This is a genomic window from Parafrankia colletiae (assembly GCF_001854655.1).
In the GTDB taxonomy this organism is placed as follows: Bacteria; Actinomycetota; Actinomycetes; order Frankiales; family Frankiaceae; genus Parafrankia; species Parafrankia colletiae.
In genome coordinates this window covers 1-2,891 of the sequence record NZ_MBLM01000075.1, presented here as the reverse complement: position 1 = coordinate 2,891, position 2,891 = coordinate 1, and the positions used below count along the sequence as shown (strand labels likewise).

Sequence of the window (2,891 nt, the reverse complement as noted above, 5' to 3'; positions counted from 1 at the left end):
TCGGGTGGCATCACAGTTGCACCGGCGTCCCGGACGGCCGCGGCCCCGATTTTCCCGCCACCACGGCGGCCCAGCGCAGCGGCCCCAGTTCCTGACACGAAAATAAGGTGACCGGTGCGCCTCAGGTGACCCCGATCGGTTCGAAGCGGATGGTGAGGCCGAGGCTGTTCGCTTGTTTGATCATGCGGCGCATGGCGCGTTCGGGATCTCGTTTGGCGAAGTGGTCGGCGCCCAGGTCGCGGTAGGGAACCCTGTCGTGCAGGACGTGCCAGATCGCGATCGTGAGCTTGTGCATGACGGCGACCTGGGCGCGTCTGCCGCCGCGGCGGGCGGCGAGGCGGCGGTAGAAGACTCCCAGGTAGGAGTCCCTGTTCTTGATCGCTACCATCGCGGTGATCCCGAGCAGGCGTTTCAGGTTGCGGTTGCCGGGCCGGATGTGGCCGGACCTGTTCACTCCGGCGGACTCGTTCTGGCCCGGGCAGACTCCGATCCAGGAGGCGAGGTGGTGGGCGCTGGGGAACTGGGCCATGTCGCCTCCGGTCTCGGCGATGATGATCTCGGCTGCCAGGCGGCCGATACCCGGGATCGTGTCGAGGAGGTCCAGGTCGGGCTGGTGGTCGGCGAGCATGGCCGCGATCCGCTCGTCGAAGGACGCGATGACCTGCTTCCAGCGGTCGATCTCGTCGAGGTAGTGCCGGACCATGAACGCATGGTGGTCGGTGAACTCGCCGTCCAGCGCCTCGACGAGCGCCGGGATCTTGGCACGGGCCCGACCGATGGCGAAGTCGGCCAGCAGATGGGGATCGCGTTCACCTGCGACGAGGGCTTCCAGGATCTTCCGGCCGGTCGCGCCGACCACATTGGTGAGGACCGCGGCGAGCTTCATGCCGGTGTCCTCGAGCTCCTTCTCCAGCCGCTGTGCTTCCCAGCCCGCGGCGCGCGCCAGCTCGGTGCGCCGCCGAGTCAGGTCGCGCAGCTCCCGGATCTTCCGCCCCGGGACGAAGGACGCCATGACCATCCCCGACCCGCCGGCCCGGGCCAGGAACGCCGCGTCACTGGGATCGGTCTTGCGACCCCGGATCCCCTTCAGGTGAGCGGGGTTGACCAGCATCAGCTTCAGGTGCGGCTGCAGCGTGTAGTAGACCGTCCGCCAGTAGTCCGACGTCGCTTCCAGGACCACGACCTCCACCTGGCGTTCCAGCAGCCAGACACACAGACGCCGGACCTCGGCGGTGGTCGTGCCGAACCGTTCGGTCTCCAACAGCCAGCTGCCGGCCCGTTGCGGGCTCGGCGTTCGGGTGCAGGCCACCAGGAACCGCTTCCCGAGATCCACGCCCGCAGACCGTAGATGGATGACCTCGTCGGTCACGTTCTGCCTGGTCACAGGCTGCGCCCCTCCCGTTTGGACTCGGCGGGTGTCCCGGAGGAGCCAGAGGAAGAGGTGGAATCTGACACGCGTGCTCCGAGCAACAGACCGCTCTGGCACAACCCGTGATCCCCTGGTCGGCCCCCATCGCCATCCTGTAAAACGAGCTCACCGGCATCGCAGGCCCATCGGCTGACCGGGACACCCGCGATCATTTTCCCGTACCCGTGATGATCAGCGCAGCGATCTACCCCACCTGTAAAGAGAGAAGGGTCCTTCTGTTGGTGTGTTGAAATAGGCAACTGGCTGAACTTCTTAACCAGGCGTTATTGATTCCTCGGAAGGAAATTGCGCTATCGGGTGAAAGGTACTTCGTGTGGTGGCTTCGGTGGTAGATGAGGCGGCTGTCGTGGCGTTCCAGGCCGTGATTACGGGGCGGCCGTGTTCAGTGCCGAGACAGCTGACGGTTCCTGTGTCGAGGGCGAAAAGAGCCCCCGCGGCAGGGGGTAGGCCCAATCGGCGGGCGGTAAGTACGCGCAGGAAATGGCCGTGGGCCACGAGAATCACATCTCCCGCATTCGGATCCTGGAGGGCCGGTGCGATCCTGGACAGGACGCGGTCCGCGCGGACCGCGACCTGCTGCGGGCTTTCCCCCGGGTGGGCGTCCGGCCCCGGAGGAACTCCGTCCGTCCATAGATTCCAGTCGGGCCGGGTGCGGTGGATGTCGGCGGTGGTGATGCCCTCATAGCTGCCGTAGTCCCACTCATGCAGGTCGTGGTCTATCTGTATGTCGGTGAGGCCGGCGAGTTCGGCGGTGCGGGCTGCGCGCTGGAGGGGGCTGGTCAGGGCGAGCGCGATGTGGCGCTTGAGGAGCAGTGGCGCGACGGCGCGGGCCTGTGTTTCACCGCGCGCGGTGAGCGCCAGATCCGTATAACTGGTGTGCTGACGCGAGAGGGCCCACTCGGTTTCGCCGTGGCGGACCAGGACGAGCTCACCCATGATAGAAAACCTTCTYTCGAGATGAAGGAGACCCTGTAGGAGAGGGGGTGGGGGACTTTAGTAGTGGGGCCGCGCGAGCCCTGCCGCGTCGATCAGCCTGTGGGGCTCCAGAACCCAGATTTGGACAGTGACCTGCGTGGTTGCCTGCTGGATGAGGCCTGTGTGGCAGGTTGGATGGTCATGGTGTGTCCCTGAGTGGATGTTTGATTTGTCTTGATTGCCGCTTATGTTCTATCGGGGGTCTCGCCAGGTGGGTGTGGTCTCGCCCGTTATGCGCTTGGCCGTGTTGTCGATCATGGCGATGTGGATCATTGCTTCGGAGCTGGCGGGGAGGGTCTCGTAGTCACGGGCCAGGCGGCGGTGCAGCATGAGCCAGCCCAGGCTGCGTTCGATGACCCAGCGTCGTTTGATGACGTGGAAGCCGCGGGTCCCGGTTTTTCTGGGAACGACCTCGACGTCGATGCCGAGGGCGGCGCCGTGCTCGACCACGGTGTTCTTGAAACCTTTGTCGACCCAGGTCTTGGAT

General features: G+C 65.5%; 3 protein-coding genes. All 3 read right to left on the bottom strand.

All coding sequences use genetic code 11. The features are described from left to right. Positions 1–121 precede the first annotated feature (121 nt). Entirely contained in the window at positions 122–1,384 is a 1,263-nt protein-coding gene (locus CC117_RS09245) for an IS110 family RNA-guided transposase (protein WP_198541781.1), read from the bottom strand. Between the two features lie 297 nt (positions 1,385–1,681). Continuing rightward, positions 1,682–2,365: a histidine phosphatase family protein gene (locus CC117_RS34445; RefSeq protein WP_084131800.1), complete on the bottom strand. Its 684-nt coding sequence runs from the start codon at positions 2,363–2,365 to the stop codon at positions 1,682–1,684. A 231-nt stretch (positions 2,366–2,596) separates the two neighbouring features. Next, the coding region (locus CC117_RS09235) for a transposase (protein WP_157905382.1) at positions 2,597–2,891 on the bottom strand (295 nt) is incomplete at its 5' end.